Genomic DNA, 19,740 nt, shown 5'->3' on the forward strand with positions numbered 1-19,740 from the left:
TTGACTCTGTCAAAGACTCAGTTGAGGCGGTCAACGATGACGGTCGGCCAGGTCCGCGGGTTCACCCGCTTCTACACCCGCGTGATCGGCCTGCTCGACCGCTGCTACCTCGACTCCCCGTACTCGGCCACCGAGGCCAGGGTGCTGTTCGAGCTGGCCACCCGCGACCACTGCGAGGTCACCGACCTGCGCGCGGACCTCGGCGTGGACGCCGGCTACCTGAGCCGGATCCTCACCCGGTTCGAACGCGACGGGCTCGCCGTGCGCGAGCCGTCCCCCACCGACGGCCGCCGCCAGTCCGCCGGGCTGACCGACCGGGGCCGCGAGGTGTTCGCCGCGCTGGACGAGCGGTCATCGGCGGAGGTGGGCGCCCTGCTGGCGGACGTCCCCGAGTCCGACCGGCGCAGGCTGACCGCCGCGATGGCGACCGTCCAGCGGGTGCTGGGCCGCACTCCCCCGTCCTCCTACGTGCTGCGCCCGCCGCGGCCCGGCGACCTGGGGTGGGTCGTGCACCGGCACGGCGTGCGCTACGCGGAGGAGAGCGGGTTCGACGGCACGTTCGAGGCGCTCGTCGCCGAGGTCGTCGCGGACTTCGGCCGGGGGCACGACCCCGAGCGCGAGGCGGCGTGGATCGCGGAGGTCGACGGCGAGCCGGTCGGCTCGGTGCTGTGCGTGCGCCTGGACGACACGACGGCGAAGCTGCGGCTGCTGCTCGTGGAGCCGTCCGCGCGCGGTCTCGGCATCGGCGCGCGCCTGGTGGAGGAGTGCCTGCGCTTCGCCGAGCGGGCCGGGTACCGGTCGATCACGCTGTGGACCGTGGCCGGGCTCGACTCGGCCCGGCGCGTCTACGAACGGGCCGGGTTCACCCTGCGGGAGGAGCGGCCGGACCGGCTCTTCGGACGCGACGTGATCGGCCAGACGTGGCAGCGCCCGCTCGGCGGCGAATGGAGCCGATAGGCGATCGCCATTGCGGTGATCGACAGCATTCCGCCGTTCACTTACGATCGCGTTTCCGACTTCCGTGGATCGGAAACGAGGAGAACCCGAGTGGGAAACGTCGTCGACCCGGAAGCCCCGCCACCCATAACCGCAGGTAGACGGAACGAAATAGGCAAACTCACCGAGGTTTTGGGCCGATTGGCACAGAGCCGTCCGCAAGTGGTGGAGATCCACGGCGAAACCGGAATCGGCAAGACCCGATTACTCGACGAACTCGCCCGAATGGCCGCAGACCACGGAATGGAATTGGTATCGGGTCGAGCGGGCGAATACGAGCGCGATGTCCCTTTCGGGATGGTCGCCGAGGCGGTCGACCGGCTCGCGACCGCCGGTGGCGACGGCGAGACGCGCGCGGTCGTGGACGCCCTGTCCCCCGATCCCGCGACCGGGGTGACAGCGGGCGCCGAGCGGTACCGGCTGTACCGGGCCGTGCGGCGGGTGGCCGTCCGGTACGCCCGCACGCCCGGCCTGGTCGTGCTGCTCGACGACCTGCACTGGGCCGACGAGGCGTCGCTGGAGCTGCTGGAGCACGTCCTGCTGGACATGCCGAGGGTGCCGCTGCTGGTGGCGCTGGCCTACCGCGGCCACCACGTGCCGCCGGGCCTGCCCGCCGCGCTGGCCAGGACGCGCGCGGAGGTGACCCGGCTCGCGCCCGGCCCGTTGGGGGCCGCGGACGTGGCCCGGCTGCTGCCGGACGTGCCCGCGCGGCGCAGGCGGCTGCTGCTCGCGGCCAGCGGCGGCAACCCGCTCTACCTGGACGCGCTGGCGCGGGTGGACGACCAGACCGTGGCCGCGCTCGCCGCGCCGGACCACACCGGCCGGGACGGGGCCGCGCCGGACCACCTCGGCGAGGGCGAGATGCCGCACCGGTTGCAGGCGCTGCTGATGACGGAGCTGCGCTCGCTCGACGCGATGCGGCGGCTGGTCGCGCAGGCGGCCGCCATCGCGGGCGACCCGGCCGACCTGGACCTGGTCACCAGCATCGCGGACGCGCCGGAGGACGAGGTGTTCCGCGCGCTGGACGACCTGGTGGCGCTGGGCGTCGTGCACACGGCCGGGTCGCGGTTCCGGTTCCGCCACCCGCTCGTGCGGGCCGCCGCCTACCAGTCGGCGGGACCGGCGTGGCGGATCGGCGGCCACCGCCGCGCGGAGGAGTACCTGCGGGCCCGCGGCGGCCCGCTCCCCCTGCGGGCGCACCACCTCAGCCGGGCCGCGCGGGCCGGTGACGACGATGTCATCGACACCCTCGTGGAGGCCGCGACCGCGGCGTTGGACACCGCTCCCGGCCACGCGGTCGAGTGGACCCGCACCGCGCTGCGGCTGCTGCCCGAACGCGCGCAGCGGCGGGCGGAGGTGCTGCTGCTGCTCGCCAGGGCGCTCGGGCTCACCGGGCGGCTGGAGGAGAGCCGGGACATCCTGCACGAGGTGCTGGAGACGGCAGGTCCGCGGCGCGCGGTCGCCGTGCGGATCTGCGCCGTCGTGGACCGGCTGCTGGGCAGGCTGGACGAGGCTCGGGCGCTGCTGGAGGCGGAGTCGCCGGACGACCCGGTCGAACGGGTCGGGCTGGTCGTCGAGCTGGCCGCCACCGACGTGCTGCGCGGCGACCTGGCCGGGTGCGCGGCGCACGCGCGGACCGCCGTGGAGATGGGGCGGGAGCTGGGCGACCGGGGCCAGGTCGCCGCGGGTACGACGCTGCTCGGCCTGGCTGCGCTGCACGGCGCCGAGACGACGACCGCCCGCGTCCTGGCCACCGACGCGGTCCGGCTCGTCGACGGCCTGTCCGACACCGAGCTGCGCGAGCACCTGCACCTGCTGCCGCCGCTGGCGTGGCTGGAGCTGCACCTGGAGCGCTACGCCGACAGCGCCCGGCACCTCACCCGCGGCCTGGCGGTCGCACGGGCCAGCGGGCACACACCCGTGCTGCCCTACCTGCTCATCGTCGACTCGGCGCTGCAGGCGAGGACCGGTCGGCTGGGGCAGTCGCGGCAGCGCGCCGAGGACGCGCGGGAGACCTCCGCGCTCATCGGCAGCCCCGAGACCGCGGCCATGGCCAACGCCGTCGAGCTCCGCTCCGCGCTGTGGCAACGGGGTCCGGAGGCCGCCGCCGAGCTCGCCGGGGGGCGCGCGAAGTCGCGGTGGTGGGCGCAGGAGGCCGACGTGTTCGTCGCGACCGTGCACCTGTTCGCCGACCGGCCCGGCGAGGCCGCCGAGCACATCGGGCCGCACGTCGGCGACGACCCCAAGGACGTCGTCGGGCTGCACGCCGTGCGGTGGTGCGGGTCGCTCGCCGTGGCGAAGGCGCACCTGGGGGCGTTGGACGAGGCGCTCGACCTGGCCGAGCACGCCCAGGTGCTCGCCGACGCGACGGACCTGCCGTTCCAGCGCGGGCTCGCCCACCTGACCCGGTCGCGGGTGCTCGCCGAGTGCGGCCAGCTGCCGCTGTCGGTCGACGAGGCGGAGGCGGCCGTGCACCGCTTCACCGAGGCCCGCGCCCCGCTGTACCGGGCGATGGCCCACGACGTCGCCGCGGTCGCCCTGTCCGCCGCCGGTGACCTGCAACGGGCGCGCGTCGAGTTCGGCCTGGCCAAGAACGGGTACGCGTCCTGCGACGCCGGGTGGCTGCTGACGCGGGTCCGCAACAGCGAGAGCAGGCTCGGCGCCCGCGCACCGCGTCCCCGCAAGCCGGATGCCGTCGGCACCGTAGACGCGTTGTCCGTGCGGGAACGGGAGATCGCGCGGCTGGTGGCGGACGGGCTGACCAACCGGGAGATCGCCGCGCGGCTGTACCTGAGCGCGAAGACCGTGGAGGCGCACCTCGCGCGGATGTTCACCAAGCTCGGGGTGAAGTCGCGGGTCGGTGTGGCGCAACGGCTTTCCGGGGCGGAGTCCACTTAGGACCCGGCCCCGGCGGGCGGACCGGCGGGCCGGGTCCGGCACAATGCCCGCGTGACCTACGTGATCGAGGCCGTGATCGCGCGCGAAGAGCTGCTGCGGGCCGCGACGGACGCCCCGCTCGCCACCTTGGCCGCGGGGTGGGCGCTGCTGCCGGTGCGCGGGCCGTCGGGTGACGAGCTGGGGTTCTGGAAGCTCACCGCGGAGCTGGCCGCCTCCGCCGCGGAGTGGTCCAAGACCGGGCCGGTGGCCTACGTGGAGGCCGAGTTCTGGGCAGGCGTGGGATCGCAGCGAGCGGTCGTGTGGGAGGGCGGCGAGGTCGTCTTCGGGCCGGTCCAGCTGGAGGAGGGCGACCAGCCGCCGGCGGAGGGAACCGCGATCTCCCAAGCCCTGCGGCGGATCGGGGTCGTGGCGGAGGAGGACCAGGACGCGTTCGACGCGGTCGGCCTCGGCAGGCACCGGCACACCGCCGACTGGGTCTAGGGCCTGTATCGAAGTCCGTGTTCGCGGTAGCCGGGCCTGACGCGGCCCCTGGGGGCACGGCCTGATGGTCCGCATACAACAGCGGTATGCGGACCACCAGGCCGCACCGCCAGGAACCACCTCAGGCGCGACTCCCATCGAACGAGACTTCGACACACGCCCTAGTAGTGCTTTGTTAGGTTACGGCGTGTCGTGGGGACTCCGGACAGACTCGGCGGTTTCATGTCCCGGTGACTCCTGATGAGCTTGCTCATGTCCGGCAACGTCTCGAGGACTTCGCGGCGGAGGTGTTCGCGCCCTTGGCCCGGTCTGATCAGCGGGCCAAGGGCGAGACGTATCTGCGTGGGCTGCTGCTGGACGGGCGGCGCAAGTCGATGCAGCCGATGGCGGAACGGCTGGGAGTGGATCATCAAGGACTGCAACAGTTCGTGACGACCTCGACATGGGACACCGACGCGGTGCGGGCGCGACTGGCCCGCACCGCGGTGGAAGCGATCGGCCCGGTGGCCTGGGCGGTCGACGACAGCGGCTTCCCGAAGGACGGCACGAACTCACCGGGTGTGGCCCGGCAATACTCCGGAACCCTGGGCAAGGTCGCCAACTGCCAGATCGGGGTGAGCGTGCACGCGGTCACCGACACCGCCTCCTGCCCACTGCACTGGCGGCTGTTCCTGCCGGAGTCCTGGGACACCGCCAAGGCGGGCCCTGCGGCGATCAAAGCGGCCAACGCCACGCGGCGCAGGACACTGAAGAACGGGCCACGAGCCACCGCGGCGGCCGGTGGGCCGACCGGCGCCGAGGTCGAGGTGGACGTGCGGGCGGTCACCGAGGCCGCCAGGACACGGCGCGACCGGTCCGGCATACCCGAGGACGAGGGACACCGTCCGAAGTGGATACTGGTCGTCGAGATGCTGGACAAGCTCGCCGGACATGGGCTTCGGCCACCCGTGCTGGTCGCGGACGCCGGCTACGGTGACAACAGCCGGTTCCGGGCCGCGCTCGACAACCGCGACATCGCCTACAGCGTGCAGCTCCAAGGCGAGGCCCTGGCACACGCCGGCGAGGCGGTTCCCGCCGCACAGGACTGGCCCGGCACGGGCCGGTGCGGCCGCCCGCCGGCCGACACACCCGTCTACCCGGACGAGCCGGTCAGCCTGGCCCGGCACGTGGCCGCCGCCGGCCGTGAGGCCGCACTCACCCTCACCTGGCGCGAAGGCAGCAAGGGCGCGCTGTCCTCCCAGTTCGTGTTCCTGCGGGTCCGGCCCGCCGGGCACCGCGTCCCCCGCGACGGCGAGGACGGCGTCCTGCCCGAGCGGTGGCTGATCGCCCAGTGGCCCGATGGTGAGCCCGAACCGGTCACCTACTGGCTGTCCAGTCTTCCCGCCGGCACTGGCGCCGTCGACCTCGTCCGCTACGCCAAGATCCGCTGGCGCATCGAACACGACTACCGCGAACTCAAGACCGGCCTTGGCCTGGACCACTTCGAAGGCCGTTCCTGGCAGGGCTGGCACCGCCACGTCACCCTGGTCACCGCCGCACACCTGTTCCTCACCCTGCTGCGAGGCGACCCAAAAGCTGCTGCGCCGGCCTGACCCTCTACAAGGTCATCCGCGAACTGCAACAGCTCCTCGCGACCTGGACCGGCGTGTGTCTGACCTGCCACCAAACCGTGAAACCACTACATCGCAACAACCACCGAATAACCTAACAAAGCACTACTAGGGCTCCCGCGGCACGGGCCGGGCCTGGAGCAGGCGGCCGCCGACGCCCGCGACCACGCACAGCGCGATCGCCACGACGGCCCCCACCGTGTAGCCGCCGTTGTCCGGGAACCGCGACGGCGCGACCGTGCGCGCGGTCAGGATCGTGGCGCTGAGCGCGCTGCCGACCGAGTAACCGACCGTGCGCAGCACCTGGTGCATGGCGAGCCCGCTGCTGGTCTCCTCCATCGGCACCCCGGCGACCACCATCCTCGGCAGCACCGCGAACACCAGCCCGGTGCCGAGTCCGGCGAACCCCATCACCACGAACATCTCCCACAGCCGCGACCGCGCCACGGCGAACAGCAGCAGCGCGACCGCGAACATCCCGACCCCGGTGGGCAGCAGCACCCTCGGGCTCACGCTCGCACCGAGCCTGCCGACCAGCGTGTTCACCGCGAAGCTGCACGCCGACATCGGCACCAGCACCAGCCCGGCCACGACGACCGGCGCGCCGAGCCCGTAGGACTCCGACGTCGGCGTCTGGACGTACCGGATCACCATCGACATCAGCATGTACATGCCCACCCCGGCCACCAGCCCGGTCGCGTTCGCGGCCAGCACCGACGGGTTGCGCATCAGGCGCAGGTTCACCAGCGGGTGCGGCGTGCGCAGCTCGCGGCGGAACCACACGCCGAGCAGCACCGCCGCCACCGCGAACGCCACCAGCGTGCGCGGCGACCCCCAGCCCCAGACCGGCCCCTCGCTCAGCCCGACCAGCAGGCAGGCGATCCCCGGCCCCAGCAGCACCGTGCCCACGACGTCGAACGGCTTGGCCACCCGCGTCGGGCTCGCCGGAACCACCACGGCCACCAGCGCGATCGCGACCACCCCGAGGCCCGCCGCGAGCCAGAACCCGGCGTGGAACCCGAGGCTCCCGGCGATCAGCCCCATCAGCGGGTAGCCGAGACCGATGCCGACGACCGCCGTGACCGACAGCGTCGCCACCGCCGCCCGTGCCGCGTCCGGGGCGAGGTTGTCGCGCGCGACGCTCATCAGCAGCGGCAGCAGCGCCAGCCCGACGCCCTGCATGGCCCGTCCGGCCAGCATCAGCGCGAACGGCAGCGGGAACGCCGCCAGCACGCTGCCCGCCAGCAGGACCACCAGCGCCGTGAGCAGCACCTGCCGCCGCCACGGGCCGTCCCCCAGCTTCCCCACGACCGGCGACGCCAGCGCGCCCACCAGCAGGGTCAGCGTGACCGACCACTGCGCGCTGCCCAGGCTCACGTCGTAGTCCGCCGCCACCGTCGGGATGAGCGGCGCGCCCAGGCTGCTGACCACCGCGATCAGCAGGCCGATGTAGACGAGCGTCGGGGTGAGCGCGCGCGGGGCGCGGACGGCGGTCGACGGCTGTTCGAGGCTGACCGATGTCATGGAGGACCTTCGGACGGGGGTGGGTGGCAGACCAGCAGATTACTTGCCCATGCGAAGCAATTTGCCGGATGTGACCCGTGCAACTCCCCTACGGCTCCTCGGCGATGCGGTCGAGCAGTGGTGGGCTCCAGTGGCCGCCGTAGCGGCGGCGCAGGTGCGGCAGGCGCCAGTCCTGCCCGGTCACGGCGCCGCGGCACCGGGACGTCCCGCAGCGGCAGTCCATCCGCCACGTCCCGACGCCGGTGTGGGTGGCGTAGTCCACGGTCAGCTCCGCGCCCGCCGGGACGTCCGCGCGGGCGACCAGGGTGGTCGCGTCGGCGTGCCACAGCGTCGGGTCGCAGGAGTGGTTGCCGTAGCGGGCGGGGTGGACGGGGTCCAGGAGCAGGTGGTGGCCGTGGGCGACGGTCAGGCTGCTGTAGGGCGGGGTGAGCGCGGCCAGGGCGTCGTCGTCGATGAGCACGCCGCCCAGCCGCAGCACGACCTCGCCCGCGGGGATCGGGGAGGTGGCGAACAGGCCGAGGCCGTCGATCGGGGAGGGGCGGACCTCGGCGCGCGGGGAGAGCCAGGAGCGCGACGGGTGGCGGACCATGCGGCGTTCGGCGTCGTCGCCGGTGTCCGCGTCGAGGAACCCGTGCCGCCGGTAGAGGGCACGGGCGCGGTCGTTGTCCCGCAGCACGAGCAGGACGACCCGACCGGTCGCGTGCTCCTCGGCCCAGTCGACCACCGCGTCCACGAGCGCGTCGCCGACCCCGCGGCCGCGGGCGAACGGCGCCACCCACATCGAGATCAGGCCGACCGTGCCGCCGTGGTCGGGCCTGGTGCCGCTGACCATGCCCGCGGGCCTGCCGTCCAGGTAGGCCAGCAGGTTGTGCGTGCCGCCGCCGAGCCGGGTGCGCCACCGCCGCTCCACGTCGCCCTCGCCGAGCCAGTCCGCGAGCTTCGCGCCGAACGCGCCCGGCGCCTCCCGCAACGCCATGAGGCGGAGCTCCCGCCAGTCCGCCCAGTCGTCGACCCCGAGCACCCGCACCACGACCATGCGACCACTGTCGACTCGGCGGGCACCCGGTCGCAACGGCATTTCTACGGTCGGCCGGTCCCTTCGGCGACCACCGGCACCCCGGCCCACGCGGCCCGGTCCGCGGGGTCGTCCGGGGCGCGCTCGCACACGACGTACCGGCCGGGCGCCATCGCCGTGTACCGACCGGGCAGCAGGGCCAGGCACTTCTCGTGGATCGCCTCCGGCTTCTCGTCCGCCACGACGTACCCGACCAGCTCGGTGCCGCCGAACACCCGCGCGACCCCGCCGGTGGCCTCGGCCAGCACCCGGCTCGCCGCGTCCAGCTCGACCCAGCACGAGTCCACGCGCACCCAGCCAGGCCCGCGCCGCACCGGCACGACCCCGGTCACCGCGGGCACCTCCGACACCGGCACCGCGCGGTCGGCGGAGGCGACCAGCAGCGCCTCGACCCCGCGCAGGAACGCCTCGATCGCCGCGGGCGGCAGGTACCGGGTGTCGGCGTACAGCGCGATCTCCACGTCCTGGCCCGCGCTGACCACGGTGAAGTAGAACGCCACCGGGTAGGAGGTCGCGGGCAGCCAGGAGAAGACCGTGTCCGGTCCCGCCGCCGCCAGCAGGGCCGCGTCGGGCGGGGTCGTGTCGACCGGGCGTTGCTCCCGGTGCGCGCCCACGTCGTTGAACACGCAGTCGCGCTGGAACCGGGTCCCGCGCTCGGCGGCCACCGCGTCCATGATCGGCCACAGCCTCCTGGCCTCGAACTGGCTGTAGCGGTAGGCGTTCATCGTCGCGAGCCGAACGCCGCGGACCACGTCGTCCACAGTGGACGACCCGAGCTCGAACGGCACCAGCGCGTCCTGGGCGATCGTCCCGACGTACTCCGCCATGCCGGGGCGGAACCTGTTGCCGCAGATGGACACCAACGCCCCGCGCGCGTTGCCGGTGTGCACCGCGAGCAGCGTGGCGGCGGCCGCGAGCAGCACGGTGGAGTGGGAGACCCCGGTCCTGGCCACGATCGCGGGCAGCGCCAGCCCGGCGGCCCGCGACCTCAGGTACCCCTCGCGACAGCCCTCCTCCCCCACCGGCGGCACCGAGAACACGCACTGCGGCATCCGGCGGAGCTGCGCCTCCCAGAACCGCAGGGCGGCCGCGGCCCGGCGTCGGGCGGGCTCGGTGGCCTCGCGCTCGGCCTGGTCGAGCGGCTGGTGCCCGGTGGGCCCGACCACCCGCGACGCGGGGTCGGCGAGCAGTGCGACGAGCTGGCCGGCCACGAGCTCGATGCTCGCGAAGTCCGTGGCCAGGTGCGACAACGCGAGCGCGACCAGGTGCGGTACACCGGAACGGGTGGCGACCGCGACCCGCAGCGGCAGGTCCTCGCCGTAGTCGAAGGGCGACCCGGCCAGCCGCTCCCGCAGCACCGGCTCGACGTCGGGCCCGTCCAGCTCGACCACGTCGACGAGCAGCGTCCCCTCCCGCGCGACGACCTGCTCGGGCCGGTCACCGGGCAGGACGGTGGTGCGCAGGGCCTCGTGCCGGACCAGCAGCACGCGCAACGACTCGGCGACGTCGGCGGCCGTCACGCCGTCGGGCACCGGGACGAAGCGGCACAGGACGTCCGAGCGCTCCTGCCGCTGCTCGCCGATCCACTCCAGCACGTTGCCCTGCCCGAGCGTGACCGGCGCCCGTCCGGCGCGGGCACCGGTGAAGTCGACGCGCAGTTGTCCCATCGCTGCCTCCCGAGGCTGACACCCGTGCCGACGCTAGCCGGCGCGCCCCGCCGCAGCATGGGGGAAAACCCTTGTCCTCGGCGGAATCGGGTGTCGCGGCATGGACCGCGGCGCCGTCCGGCGGTCAGGATCGGGTGCCATGAGACCAGTCACGCTGCGCAGCCGCGACGCGGACGCGACGCGCGCGGTGCTGGACGAGGCCGTGCGCGTGCACGGCGAGGTCCACGCCGAGCCGCCGTTCCGGGGCGTCCCGTACTACGCCGACGACCGGTTCCGCGACCGGCTGGCGGTCGCGTCGCGGCAGCCGGGGTTCAGCCTGCTCGCGGCGGAGGACGGCGACGAGACCGCCGGGTACCTCTACGGGTTCGCGCTGCCCGGCCACACCCGCTGGTGGTCGCCGCTCAAGGACGTCCTGCCCGCCGAGACCACCGAGGAGACCGGTGCGCGGACCGTGTTCATCCAGGAGATCATGGTCCGCGCGCCGTGGCGGGGCAGGGGGATCGCCCGCACCCTGCACGACGAGTTCCTGCGGTCCCGCGGCGAGGAGCGCGGGCTGATGTGCGTCGAGCCGGGCAACGAGCCCGCCCGGTCGGCCTACCTGCGCTGGGGGTGGACGCCGGTGGCCACGACCGCGTTCACCCCCGCCGGTCCCGTCTTCGACTGCCTCCTCAAGCCGCTGCGCAGGGTGCGGGTGTAGGGATTCCCCTCATGCTGTGGTCTGGACAACCTGCCTAACGTCGGCGCCATGTCCAGTCGGGTCACCACCTTGGAGCGGATCGCCGCCTTCGCACCGGGCCGCTCGGTCCCCATCGAGGACGTCGGGGAGTCGTTGGGGCTGCACAGGTACGTGGTGCGGATGTTCCGCAACATCCACGGGTTCGACCGGTTGCACCAGGACACCCAGCTCGACCTGTTCGGGCTCGTGACCGCCGCGGCGGAGCTCGTCGTCAAGGCGACCCCGGACCCCGGCGCGATCAGGTACCTGCTGTTCGCGCACACCGTCCTGGACGTCACGCCGTCGCACGTCGACGCCTCCGACGTGATCCGGCGGGCGCTCGGGCTGGTCGACGCCGAGGCGTTCGCGGTCACCCAGCAGCACTGCGCGAGCGGGCTGGCCGCGGTCGACATCGCGGGCGAGCTGCTGCGCTCCGAGGACGACCCGGACGCCCGTGCGCTGGTGATCACCGGCGAGAAGCCCGTCACCGCGCGGTTCCGGGTCGTCAACAACACCACCATCCTCGGCGAGGCGTCCACGGCGTGCCTGGTCGGCGCGGGCGGCAGCGGTGACGTGGTCCGGGCTTACGCGACCAGGACGCAGGTGCTGCTGTCGGACGGCGTGTACCTGGCCGACGACCTGGTCACCGAGTTCAACGACAACTACACCGCGTTCCTGGCCGAGGCCGTCCACAAGGCCCTGTCGCGGGCCGGGCTCACCCTGGACGACATCACGATGCTCGTGCCGCACAACGTGAGCAAGCTGCTCTGGTGGCGCACGCTCGACGAGCTGGGCGTCGACCGGTCGCGGGCGTTCTTCGACAACATCGGGCGCTACAGCCACTGCTGCTGCGCCGACCCGTTCCTCAACTACGCCACCCTGCGCGACGAGGGGCGGCTGGTCGAGGGCGGCCTGTACCTGCTGACGTCGGTGGGCCTGGGGGCCACCTACGCGGCGATGGTGATCGAGCACCGCGGCGGAGGGACGACATGACCACGGACTACCTGCGGGGGATCAAGAAGGCGCTCACCGGCGACGGGTCGACACCGCTCGTGCTGGTGTGCAACTTCGAGGCGGAGGCGTTCTGGGCCGAGCGATACCTCGGCCTGCCGAGCGTGCCGTTCTCGGCGTCCACCCGGCTGGTGCGGCGGATGGAGGAGCTGGGGGTGCTGCTCGGCGGACCGGACGACTACCTGGTGGTGTCCGAGGACGTCGACCCCGGTTTCCGGCGCTACGCGGAGGACCTGGGCTTCGCGCTGCCGACCGTGCTGGTGCCGGAGAACGTCGACCCCGCCCGGTCGACCACCGAGAACGCCCTGGCCTCCCCCGAACTACTGGCCAGGCTCGGCGGCATCGACGGCGTCCTGCTGCCGATGGGCACCACGGTGCCGGAGCAGAAGCTGGCCGAGGAGACCGGGCTGCCGCTGGCCGTGCCGGGCGCCGAGGTGTTCGAACGGGTCAACAGCAAGATCTACGGCCGCCGGGTGGCCGCGGCGGGCGGGCTGCGCCCGGTGCCCGGCTTCGAGTGCGAGACCACCGCCGAGTTCCTCGCCGTGCTCGACGAGCTGGAACCGCTGGTGGCGCAAGGGGAACGGGTCGTCGTCAAGGACGCCTACGGCGTGTCCGGCAAGGGGCTCGTGGTGCTGGACGCCGCCGTGAAGGTCGCCGGGGTCCGGAAGCTGGTCACCCGCCGGGCCGCCCGCACCGGCGACGACCGGCTGCACGTGGTCGTGGAACGCTGGCTGCCCAAGAGGTTCGACCTCAACTACCAGTTCACCGTCGGCCGCGACGGCGCCGTGGCGTTCGACTTCGTCAAGCAGGCGCTGACCGAGGACGGCGTGCACAAGGGCCACCTCGTGCCCGCCGAGCTCCCGCCGCACCACCACGAGGAGCTGCGGCGCGCCGCGGACGTCATCGGCGCGCGGCTGCACGCCGACGGGTTCAGCGGAGTCGCCGGGGTGGACGCGATCCTCGGCGCGGACGGCGTGCTGTACCCGCTGCTGGAGATCAACGCGCGGCTGAACATGTCCACCTACCAGGGCGGCGTGACCGAACGCTTGCTGCCGCCCGGCCACACCGCCCTCGCCAGGCACTACACCCTGCGGCTGGACGGACGGCTCCCGTTCGACCACGTCCGCGCCACCCTCGGGGCGCTGCTGGACGAGCGCGACGGCGAACGGGTCGTCGTCACCTGCGCGGGCACGGTCAACGCCAACGCGGCCGACGACGCGCCGTTCGAGGGCCGCCTGTACGCCGTCCTCGTCGCCCCCGACCGGTCCCGGCTCGCCGCGCTGGACGCCGCCACCCAGACCGCACTCACCACGCTGGAGAGCCGATGACGAGCGAGTACACCGTCCAGGGACACCCGATCAGCGAGTTGGCGGAGCGGTTCGGCACACCGCTCTACCTCTACGACGGCGACGTGCTGCGCGACGTGTACCTCTCGCTGCGCGAGCGGCTCGACCCGCGGGTGGACATCCTGTACTCCGCCAAGGCGAACCCGAACGTCAGCGTGTGCGCGGTGCTCCGCTCGCTGGGCGCGGGCATCGAGGTGTCGTCGCTGGTCGAGCTCGTGACCGCGCGCCGGGCCGGTGCCGCGCCGGAGGACGTCATCTTCCTCGGCCCCGGCAAGTCCGCCGAGGAGCTGCGGGCGTGCGTCGACCAGGGCGTGCACGCGATCGTGTGCGAGTCGTTCGACGAGCTGGAGCAGGTCAACGACCTGCGGGTGCCCGGCGGGGCGCGGGTCATGCTGCGGGTGAACCCGTCGTTCGAGTCCAAGGGCGCGCGGCTCGCCATGGGCGGCAAGCCCCGCCAGTTCGGCATGGACCAGGACGTGCTGCTGCGGTCGCGGTCGTTCCTGAAGTCGTTGCGGCACGTGGAGATCATCGGGGTGCACGGGTACATGGGCACCCGGATCCTGGACGCCGAGGACGTCGTGCACAACACCCGCGGCATCCTCGCCGCCGCCGAGGAGCTGTCCGTCGAGCTGGCCTTCGACCTGCGGACGGTGGACGTCGGCGGCGGGCTGGGCGTGCCGTACTTCGAGAACGAGAAGGACCTCGACGTCGACCTGCTCGCCGCGGGCGTGAACAGCGCCGTCGCCGGGTTCCTCGACCGGCAGGGCGACTGCCGGGTGATCACCGAGCTGGGCCGGTACCTGGTCGGCTGGTGCGGGACCTACGTGGTGCGCGCGCGGTACGTCAAGGAGTCCATGGGCGAGTGGTTCGTCGTCGCCGACGGCGGCACGAACCACCACATGGCCGCGGTGGGCATCGGCAGCTTCGTGAAGCGCAACTTCCCGGTGCGGTCGCTGACCCGCTACGCCGAGCCCGCGTTCCGGCCCTACAACATCACCGGGCCGCTGTGCACGCCGAACGACGTGGTCGCCAAGCAGGTCGCGCTGCCCGAGGTGCACGCGGGCGACCTGATCGGCGTCGAGCGCTCCGGCGCGTACGGCCCCACCGCCTCCCCCGGCCTGTTCCTCGGCCACGGCTTCCCGGCCGAGGTGCTGGTGCTCGACGGCACGCCGCACCTGGTGCGCCGCCGCGACACCGTCGAGGACCTGCTGGGCAAGCAGGAGCTCATCCCCACCTGACAAAGGGAGTCCGCAATGGATCGTCCGAGCGTGGTCAAGACCATCGTCAACGCCCTGTCCGAGATCATGCAGCGGGAGTACTCCGAGGTGACGGAGGAGACCCGGCTGTTCGAGGACCTGCACCTGGACTCCACGTCGGTGCTGACCCTGCTGATGGCCCTGGAGGACCAGACCGGGATCGAGGTCGACCCGGAGTCGTTGCAGATGGAGAACTTCCAGACCATCGGCACGCTGGCCGACTACATCGAGGGCAACCTCGACGTGTCGGTATGACATGGGCCTGACGCTCCGGGCGGCGAGCGCGTTCGTCGCCGACCACCGCCACCCCTACCGGCGCGACGACTGGCTGGTGTCCTACCAGCGGGACCTGCTGGCGCCGTTCGGCGTCCCGTTCGACGAGAGGTTCCTGGAGCAGGGCGCCAACATCGGCTTCCAGGAGCTGGCCGCGCGGGCGCTGGACGGGCTGGCCGAACCGCCGAGGCCGGACCTGGTGATCATCGCCCACGGGCTGCCCGACCACTACCCGTTCCGCTCGATCGGCGGGCACGTGGACAAGCTGGTCGGCGGCGGGTCGGAGAACTTCGCCATCTCCGACCAGGGCCTGCGGGCACCGTTCACCGCCCTGCGCGTCGGCGGCGCCTACGCCCGCTCCGGCCGCTGCCGCGAGCTCGCGCTGGTCGTGGTGGAGCAGTCGACGTTCGGGCAGGACGAGCCGCTCGCACGCGACGGGGCGCTGGCCGACACCGCCGCGGTCCTGGTGCTGGGCGGCGGAAGGGGCTCGTGGGAGGTGGCCGCGCTGCCGCCCGCGGGTGACCTTGCCGACCTGCTCCTCGACACAGTGCGGGGCGACCGGCCGCTGGTGGTGGCCGGTCCGTGGACCGACGCCGCCGTGGTCGAGGCGACCGGGCGGCCGCACCACCGGGTCGCACCCGGCTCCTACTGCACGAGCCTGTGGCTCGACCTGGCCCGGCACCACGAGCGGTGGGCCGCCGAGCACGACGCGATCGTCCTGTGCGACACCGACCCGCGCACCGGGCGCAGCCACGCCGCCCTGCTGCGGCACACCGACACGGAGGACCCCACGTGAGCTACCCGGCGCTGCTGGACGCGCTGCACGACCGCACCGCGGGCGACCACCTCGTCGCCTCGGCCTCGGGCGTCGTCATCGCCTCCGGCGAGAGCATCGCGGGCGACCACCCGCTGACCCGGTTCGGACTCGGCGTCGGACGCCGGGACCCGGACGACCCCCTGGTGCTGGAGCGGTTCGCCGACGGGCTGCTGGACCTGCACCGGCAGCTCCTGCGGCGCGGCATCGACCACGCCGTCGAGCACCTCAACGGGCGCACGTCCGGCGACACCACGCTGCTGGACCGCCAGCTCGTGCAGGCGTCGCTGGCCGACGTGGCCGTCGAGATCCGGGAGAGCGAGGCGCTGCGCCCGGACGACCCGGCGTCCAGGTGGCGCGCGCACCAGGGCCTCACCGCGGCCGGTCGGCTGCTGCTGACCCTGTTGGGGGCCAGCAGCTTCCTGGTCACCGGACCCGGCGGCGAGCTGCACCTGGCCGAGGTCACCGGGAACGTCTACCTGCACCCCGGCGAGGAGGACCGATGACCGGCCTGCTGAGCACCGGGGTAGAGCGCGGCGCCGACGCGCTCGACGGACCGCTGCGGAGGCTGCACGCGCAGTGCCGCGAGGTGGCGCCGTCGTTCCGCGAGGTCGGCGTGGCGCTGGACCGCGACCCCGACTCGATCCGCGACTTCCTGCACCTGCCCGCGTTCGGGGTGCTGGGCCAGGTGTTCACGCCGCCGGAGTACCAGACCGGCGACCTGGTCGTGGACGCGTTCGACCCGACGTGCACGGCGCTGTGCGTGGTGCTGGAGGCGTTGTCGCACGGCGACCCCGGCGCGATCCTCGCCGGTCCAGGCGCGGGGCTGTGCCGCGACGTCGTGCGCGAGCTGGGTGACGACGCCCAGCGCGAGCAGTTCTTCGGACGCGTCGACGACGGCCCAACGTGGACCTTCTTCGGGCTCACCGAACCCGGCAAGGGCTCGGCGGCGCTGGAGCTGGACACCCGGCTGACCCCGGCGCCCGACGGCGACGGCTGGCTGCTGCACGGCGAGAAGAAGTACATCGGCAACGGCGCCCGCGCGCAGATCGGCGTCGTGTTCTGCCGCCGCGCGCCGGGTCCGTGGGGCATCGAGGCCGTCGTGGTCGACCCGTCGGCCGAGGGGTTCAGCGGTGAGCTGCTGCCGATGGTCGGCCTGCGCGGGGCGCGGATCAGCCACCTGCGGTTCGACGCCGTGCGCGTCCCGGCCGACCGGGTCCTGGGCAGGCACCGCACGCCCAGCCGCCGCGGCATCTACGGCGCCCTGCACGCGCTGCTGCGGTTCCGGCCCGGCCTCGGCGCGATGACGCTGGGCCTCACCCAGGCCGCGTGCGACTACCTCGCCGAGCACCGGCCGGTGCTGCCCAAGGCCGACCAGGCCAGGGTGGACGCGCTGCTCGACCGGATCGCCGCCGTGCGCCGGATGATGTACGACGTGGCGGCCGACGTCGACCGCGGCGTGGTGAACGCGCACCGGATCGGCACGGTGAAGATGCGCGCCGCGCAGCTCGGCGAACGGGCGACCCTGCTGGCCGCCGAGCTGCTCGGCCCGGCGTCGCTGATCGAGCACCCGTGGCTGGAGAAGGCCTACCGGGACCTGCGGGCGTTCGAGTTCATGGAGGGCACCAGCAACCTGCACCGGCTGTCGGTGTTCCAGGGCCTGCTGAAGAGCGACTACTTCCCGGCCGCGGGGCACGCCGATGCGCCTCGGCATTGACCTGCTGACCCGCCACGAGCTGGACGGGTTGCTGACGCGGAGGTGGTTCCGCCGCTTCGCCTTCGCCGACGCCGAGCTGGCGCACGCGGAGTCGTTGGCGGCGGAGCGGGGCGCGGAGTTCCTGGCAGGCCGGTTCGCCGCCAAGGAGGCGGTGCTCAAGGTGCTCGGCACCGGGCTGTTCCAGGGTGTCGTGCCCAGCCACATCGCGGTGACCCGCGACCCGTCCGGCGCGCCCGCGGTGTTGTTGCGCGACAGCGCCTGCACCGCCGCGGACGCCGCCGGGATCTCGCGGGTCACCGTGTCGATCACGCACAAGGGGGAGCTCGTGGCGGCCGTGGCGGTGGGCTGGTGATCATCGACGCGCGCGGGCTGCGGCGGTCGTTCGGCGACGTGGAGGCCGTGCGCGGGGTGGACCTGCGGGTCGAGGAGGGCGAGACCGTCGGCCTCCTCGGCCCCAACGGGGCGGGCAAGACCACGACGCTGCGGATGCTGACCACGTTGCTGCGCCCCACTTCCGGCACCGCCACGGTCGCGGGCGCCGACCTGCTCACCGAGCAGGCGCTGGTGCGGCGGCGGATCGGGTACGTGGCGCAGAGCGGCGGCACCGAACCGCGGTGCCGGGTCGCGGAGGAGCTGGTGCTCCAGGCCGAGCTGTACCGGGTCGACCGGACCACCGCGCGCCGCCGTGCGCGGGAGCTGTGCGAACTGCTCGGCCTGGCGGGTCTGGAGAACCGGACCGTCGGCACGCTGTCGGGCGGCCAGCGGCGCAAGCTCGACATCGCCCTGGGGATGGTCCACTCCCCCGCGCTGCTGTTCCTGGACGAGCCGAGCCTCGGGCTCGACCCGAGCAGCCGCGACGACCTGTGGGACCACCTGCGGGCGTTGCACGGCACGACGGTCCTGCTGACCACGCACTACCTCGACGAAGCCGACGCGTTGTGCGACCGGCTGCTGGTGGTCGACCGCGGGGTCGTCGTGGCGGCGGGGACGTCGGACGAGCTCAAGCGGAGCCTGCACGGCGACGTGGTGGTCGTCGACGTCGACCGGGCGGCCGCGCGGGTCCTGGCCGCGCACCCGGCCGTGCGGACGGTGGTCGACGACGGCACGGTGCTGCGGCTGACCGTGAGCGACGGGGACCGGGTGCTGGCGGAACTGCTGCGGACGCTCGACGGCGCCGGGTTCACGGCGAGGTCGATCCAGCTGCACCGGCCGACGCTGGACGACGTCTTCCGGGCGGTGACGGGGAACCCGTTGACCGACGAGGTTCCCGTTCGGACGGCGATCGGGTGAGGGGAACACCGATGCGGGACACCGCGCTCATCTTCCGCAGGCAGCTGGCGCTGTCCCTGCGCAGTCCTCTGTGGATGGTGGTCGGCCTGGTGCAACCGGTGGTGTACCTGGTGTTCTTCGGGCCGCTGCTGGCCGGGCTGAACCTGGGAGCCGACTCCTGGCAGGTCTACATACCGGGACTGCTGGTGCAGCTGACCCTGTTCGGGGCGGCGTTCGTGGGGTTCTCGGTGATCGCGGACGTGCGGTCGGGGGTCATCGAGCGGATGCGGGTGACACCGGTCAGCCGGGTGGCGCTGCTGCTGGGACGGGTGCTGCGGGACGTGGTGCTGCTGGTGGGGCAGAGCGTCGTGCTCGTGGTGGTGGCGGTCGGGTTCGGGCTGAGGGCGCCGGTGGTCGGGGTGCTGATCGGACTGGTGCTGGTGGCCCTGCTGAGTGCCGGCTTGGCGGCGCTGTCGTACGCGGTGGGGATGGCGACGAAGAGCGAGGAGTCGTTGGCGCCGTTGTTGAACACGGTGACCGTGCCGTTGTTGTTGCTGTCGGGGGTGTTGTTGCCGATGTCGTTGGGGCCTAGGTGGTTGGACGTGGTGTCGAGGTTGACGCCGTTGAGGTATGTGGTGGACGCGGTTCGGGAGGTGTTCCTGGGGAGGTATGTGAATGGGGTGGTGGTTTTGGGGGTGGGGGTGGCTTTGGGGATGGTGGGGGTGGCTTTGGGGTGGGGGGTTTGGGTTTTTCGGAGGGATAACGCGTAGGGGGTTGGTTGTTCGTCGGCTCTGGGGAAGCCCAGCCCCCGGCGCGCGATTGTCTCAATGCCCGATCTTCGTTGTCAAGACGATAAAGCCATCTTGACAACGAAGATCGGGCAGGAGGGCGCTGTGGATCGGGGGCAGAGGGGAAGTCTGGCTTCGCCAGCATCAGGCTGCGCCTGACCAAACATCCTCGGCTTCGCCGTCGGACGAGGCATCCGCGCTTCGCGGCGGACAGGGCATCGGCTGGCGCCGACGAGGCCCCAGGCGCTCCGCGCCGGATGCGCGCTGGCGGGCTGCGCCCAACGAGGAGGGGTGGCGGACT

At 73.1% G+C, this 19,740-nt stretch carries 18 protein-coding genes; 15 read left to right on the top strand and 3 right to left on the bottom strand.

Annotated features, from left to right (window positions below; all coding sequences use genetic code 11):
• Positions 1-36 precede the first annotated feature (36 nt).
• From CLV43_RS29840 to CLV43_RS29855, 4 genes are all read left to right on the top strand, one after another.
• Complete coding sequence (locus tag CLV43_RS29840; protein WP_106191147.1) at positions 37-957, top strand: bifunctional helix-turn-helix transcriptional regulator/GNAT family N-acetyltransferase; 921 nt, start codon at positions 37-39, stop codon at positions 955-957.
• A 90-nt stretch (positions 958-1,047) separates the two neighbouring features.
• Entirely contained in the window at positions 1,048-3,894 is a 2,847-nt protein-coding gene (locus CLV43_RS50145; RefSeq protein ID WP_281262185.1) for an ATP-binding protein, read from the top strand.
• Between the two features lie 51 nt (positions 3,895-3,945).
• Complete coding sequence (locus CLV43_RS29850; RefSeq protein WP_106191150.1) at positions 3,946-4,374, top strand: hypothetical protein; 429 nt, start codon at positions 3,946-3,948, stop codon at positions 4,372-4,374.
• 230 nt (positions 4,375-4,604) lie between these two features.
• Positions 4,605-5,966: an IS701 family transposase gene (locus CLV43_RS29855; RefSeq protein WP_106191152.1), complete on the top strand. Its 1,362-nt coding sequence runs from the start codon at positions 4,605-4,607 to the stop codon at positions 5,964-5,966.
• Positions 5,967-6,092: 126 nt separating this feature from the next.
• Here the strand turns inward: CLV43_RS29855 and CLV43_RS29860 are convergent, their stop codons facing one another.
• From CLV43_RS29860 to CLV43_RS29870, 3 genes are all read right to left on the bottom strand, one after another.
• Positions 6,093-7,508 carry an MFS transporter gene (locus tag CLV43_RS29860; protein ID WP_106191154.1) on the bottom strand — a complete coding sequence of 472 codons (1,416 nt, stop codon included), beginning with the start codon at positions 7,506-7,508 and terminating at the stop codon, positions 6,093-6,095.
• 88 nt (positions 7,509-7,596) lie between these two features.
• Positions 7,597-8,544, bottom strand: coding sequence for a GNAT family N-acetyltransferase (locus CLV43_RS47255; protein WP_146174959.1), 948 nt, complete (start codon positions 8,542-8,544; stop codon positions 7,597-7,599).
• A 44-nt stretch (positions 8,545-8,588) separates the two neighbouring features.
• Entirely contained in the window at positions 8,589-10,250 is a 1,662-nt protein-coding gene (locus tag CLV43_RS29870; protein ID WP_106191156.1) for a condensation domain-containing protein, read from the bottom strand.
• Between the two features lie 139 nt (positions 10,251-10,389).
• Between CLV43_RS29870 and CLV43_RS29875 the strand changes: the two genes are divergently transcribed.
• From CLV43_RS29875 to CLV43_RS29925, 11 genes are read left to right on the top strand one after another with little or no spacing between them, the layout of a single operon-like run.
• Entirely contained in the window at positions 10,390-10,947 is a 558-nt protein-coding gene (locus CLV43_RS29875; protein WP_170156069.1) for a GNAT family N-acetyltransferase, read from the top strand.
• A 48-nt stretch (positions 10,948-10,995) separates the two neighbouring features.
• Entirely contained in the window at positions 10,996-11,958 is a 963-nt protein-coding gene (locus tag CLV43_RS29880; protein WP_106191159.1) for a ketoacyl-ACP synthase III family protein, read from the top strand.
• A complete protein-coding gene (locus CLV43_RS29885; RefSeq protein WP_106191160.1) occupies positions 11,955-13,304 on the top strand; it encodes a preATP grasp domain-containing protein in 1,350 nt (449 codons plus the stop codon). Before CLV43_RS29880 ends, CLV43_RS29885 begins: the two co-directional genes overlap by 4 nt.
• The gene (locus tag CLV43_RS29890) at positions 13,301-14,560 is read left to right on the top strand and encodes a type III PLP-dependent enzyme domain-containing protein (RefSeq protein WP_106191161.1); all 1,260 of its coding nucleotides are present in this window, start codon (positions 13,301-13,303) and stop codon (positions 14,558-14,560) included. The genes CLV43_RS29885 and CLV43_RS29890 overlap by 4 nt, the downstream gene beginning before the upstream one ends.
• A 15-nt stretch (positions 14,561-14,575) precedes the next feature.
• On the top strand, positions 14,576-14,833 hold the full coding sequence (locus CLV43_RS29895) for an acyl carrier protein (RefSeq protein ID WP_106191163.1): 258 nt from the start codon (positions 14,576-14,578) through the stop codon (positions 14,831-14,833).
• Position 14,834: 1 nt separating this feature from the next.
• Positions 14,835-15,647: a hypothetical protein gene (locus tag CLV43_RS29900; RefSeq protein ID WP_106191165.1), complete on the top strand. Its 813-nt coding sequence runs from the start codon at positions 14,835-14,837 to the stop codon at positions 15,645-15,647.
• Complete coding sequence (locus CLV43_RS29905) at positions 15,644-16,171, top strand: acyl-CoA dehydrogenase family protein (RefSeq protein ID WP_106191167.1); 528 nt, start codon at positions 15,644-15,646, stop codon at positions 16,169-16,171. Before CLV43_RS29900 ends, CLV43_RS29905 begins: the two co-directional genes overlap by 4 nt.
• Positions 16,168-17,382, top strand: a complete 1,215-nt coding sequence (locus CLV43_RS29910; protein ID WP_106191169.1) for an acyl-CoA dehydrogenase family protein — start codon at positions 16,168-16,170, stop codon at positions 17,380-17,382. The genes CLV43_RS29905 and CLV43_RS29910 overlap by 4 nt, the downstream gene beginning before the upstream one ends.
• Positions 17,366-17,734, top strand: coding sequence for a holo-ACP synthase (locus tag CLV43_RS29915; protein WP_106191171.1), 369 nt, complete (start codon positions 17,366-17,368; stop codon positions 17,732-17,734). Before CLV43_RS29910 ends, CLV43_RS29915 begins: the two co-directional genes overlap by 17 nt.
• Positions 17,734-18,672: an ATP-binding cassette domain-containing protein gene (locus tag CLV43_RS29920; protein WP_425445781.1), complete on the top strand. Its 939-nt coding sequence runs from the start codon at positions 17,734-17,736 to the stop codon at positions 18,670-18,672. Before CLV43_RS29915 ends, CLV43_RS29920 begins: the two co-directional genes overlap by 1 nt.
• Before the next feature lie 11 nt (positions 18,673-18,683).
• A complete protein-coding gene (locus CLV43_RS29925; protein ID WP_106191172.1) occupies positions 18,684-19,421 on the top strand; it encodes an ABC transporter permease in 738 nt (245 codons plus the stop codon).
• Positions 19,422-19,740: the final 319 nt, after the last annotated feature.

The sequence above is a fragment of the Umezawaea tangerina genome (assembly GCF_003002815.1).
GTDB lineage: Bacteria > Actinomycetota > Actinomycetes > Mycobacteriales > Pseudonocardiaceae > Umezawaea > Umezawaea tangerina.

Excerpts from the sequence above, each read along its gene's own strand:
- CLV43_RS29885 (WP_106191160.1), top strand. The coding sequence starts at position 11,955 with ATGACCACGGACTACCTGCGGGGGATCAAGAAGGCGCTCACCGGCGAC.
- CLV43_RS47255 (WP_146174959.1), bottom strand. The coding sequence starts at position 8,544 with ATGGTCGTGGTGCGGGTGCTCGGGGTCGACGACTGGGCGGACTGGCGG.
- CLV43_RS29860 (WP_106191154.1), bottom strand. The coding sequence starts at position 7,508 with ATGACATCGGTCAGCCTCGAACAGCCGTCGACCGCCGTCCGCGCCCCG.
- CLV43_RS29880 (WP_106191159.1), top strand. The coding sequence starts at position 10,996 with ATGTCCAGTCGGGTCACCACCTTGGAGCGGATCGCCGCCTTCGCACCG.
- CLV43_RS29925 (WP_106191172.1), top strand. The coding sequence starts at position 18,684 with ATGCGGGACACCGCGCTCATCTTCCGCAGGCAGCTGGCGCTGTCCCTG.
- CLV43_RS29895 (WP_106191163.1), top strand. The coding sequence starts at position 14,576 with ATGGATCGTCCGAGCGTGGTCAAGACCATCGTCAACGCCCTGTCCGAG.
- CLV43_RS29840 (WP_106191147.1), top strand. The coding sequence starts at position 37 with ATGACGGTCGGCCAGGTCCGCGGGTTCACCCGCTTCTACACCCGCGTG.
- CLV43_RS29875 (WP_170156069.1), top strand. The coding sequence starts at position 10,390 with ATGAGACCAGTCACGCTGCGCAGCCGCGACGCGGACGCGACGCGCGCG.
- CLV43_RS29915 (WP_106191171.1), top strand. The coding sequence starts at position 17,366 with ATGCGCCTCGGCATTGACCTGCTGACCCGCCACGAGCTGGACGGGTTG.
- CLV43_RS29870 (WP_106191156.1), bottom strand. The coding sequence starts at position 10,250 with ATGGGACAACTGCGCGTCGACTTCACCGGTGCCCGCGCCGGACGGGCG.
- CLV43_RS29890 (WP_106191161.1), top strand. The coding sequence starts at position 13,301 with ATGACGAGCGAGTACACCGTCCAGGGACACCCGATCAGCGAGTTGGCG.
- CLV43_RS29900 (WP_106191165.1), top strand. The coding sequence starts at position 14,835 with ATGGGCCTGACGCTCCGGGCGGCGAGCGCGTTCGTCGCCGACCACCGC.
- CLV43_RS29910 (WP_106191169.1), top strand. The coding sequence starts at position 16,168 with ATGACCGGCCTGCTGAGCACCGGGGTAGAGCGCGGCGCCGACGCGCTC.